Genomic DNA, 1722 nt, shown 5'->3' with positions numbered 1-1722 from the left:
CGGCGGGGAGGTCGGTGGCGGGCGGCAGGGCCTCGACCTGGGCGAGCAGTTCCGGGGTGGCGGGCATGGCGTCCGCCGCCGTGGTGCGCGGCTCCTCCTCGCGGACCCAGAGCCCGGGGGTGATGCCGCGTTCCGCGTCGAAGTCCGCCTCCAGCTCCTCCTGGAGCGCGCGGACCTCGTCCTGGGGCGCCTCGGCCGCCACCGGCCGGTGACCCGGGGAGGTGCCGCCCAGTGCGTCCGGGTCGGTGAGCAGCCGCCGGTAGAGCGCGCAGCGCTCCTCCAGCTCGGCGTGGGTGCCGATGTCGGCGAGCCGGCCCCCGTCGAGCACGGCGATGCGGTCGGCGAGGCCGAGGGTGGAGCGCCGGTGCGCGATCAGCAGCGTGGTGCGCCCGGCCATGACCTGGGCCAGGGCCTCGTGGATCTCGTGTTCCACCCGGGCGTCGACGGCGGAGGTCGCGTCGTCGAGGAGGAGCAGCCGGGGGTCGGTGAGGATGGCGCGGGCCAGGGCGACGCGCTGGCGCTGGCCGCCGGAGAGGGTGAGCCCGTGCTCGCCCACCTTGGTGTCGTACCCGTCGGGCAGCTGCGCGATGAAGCCGTGCGCCTGGGCGGCGCGGGCGGCCTGCTCGATCTGCTCCCGTGTGGCGTCCGGGTGTCCGTACGCGATGTTCTCGCCCACCGACTCGGAGAAGAGGAAGCTGTCCTCGGGGACGAGCCCGACGGCGGCGCGCAGCGACCGGTGGGTCAGCTCGCGTACGTCGTGGCCGCCGACCAGGACCGCGCCGCGGCTCACGTCGTAGAACCGGGGCAGCAGGAGCGAGACGGTCGACTTGCCGCTGCCGGACGCGCCGACGAGCGCGACCGTCTCCCCGGGCTCGATGGTGAGGGAGAACCCGTCGAGTACGGGGCGGTCCTCGGCGTAACCGAAGCGGACGTCGTCGAACTCGACGCTCGCCGGGGCGTCGGCGGGGAGCTCCTTCGTGCCGTCCGCCATGGAGGGTTCGGTGTCGATGAGCTCCAGGACGCGTTCCACACCGGCGCGGGCCTGCTGGCCGACGGTGAGGACCATGGCGAGCATCCGGACCGGGCCGACGAGCTGGGCGAGGTAGGTGGAGAACGCCACGAACGTACCGAGGGTGATCTCGCCGCGGGTGGCCAGCCAGCCGCCGAGGGCGAGCATCGCGACCTGGCCGAGCGAGGGCACGGCCTGGAGCGCGGGGGTGTAGCGGGAGTTCAGCCGGACGGTGCGCAGCCGGCCCGCGAAGAGCCTGCGGCCGGCCTCGCGGAGCTTGCCGGTCTCCTGCTCCTCCTGCCCGAACCCCTTGACGACCCGGACCCCGGAGACGGCCCCGTCGACGACTCCGGCGACGGCCGCGGCCTGGCTCTGGGCGTACCAGGTGGCGGGGAAGAGCCGGGCGCGGGAGCGGCGGGCGATGAACCAGAGGGCGGGGGCGACGGCGAGGGCGACGAGTGTCAGCGGCAGCGACAGCCACGCCATGATCACCAGGGAGATGAGGAAGAGCAGGACGTTCCCGATGGTCATCGGGAGCATGAAGAGCAGGCTCTGGATGAGCTGGAGGTCGCTGGTGGCCCGCCCGACGACCTGCCCGGTGGACAGCTCGTCCTGCCGCTTCCCGTCGAGCCGGGTCAGGGTCGTGTACATCTCGGTCCGCAGGTCGTGCTGGACGTCGAGGGCGAGCCGGCCGCCGTAGTAGCGGCGGGGGG

The 1722-nt window shown here is 74.0% G+C and carries 1 protein-coding gene; it reads right to left on the bottom strand.

Going from position 1 to position 1722, the window contains the following annotated elements; translation table 11 throughout:
* Positions 1-1722 (bottom strand): ABC transporter ATP-binding protein (locus IH13_RS0130830; RefSeq protein WP_158791420.1); only part of this gene is annotated, 1722 nt, incomplete at both ends.

Source organism: Streptomyces sp. NRRL WC-3549, from assembly GCF_000721935.1.
Classification (GTDB): Bacteria; Actinomycetota; Actinomycetes; order Streptomycetales; family Streptomycetaceae; genus Streptomyces.
This window is presented reverse-complemented; position numbering and strand designations above follow the sequence as displayed.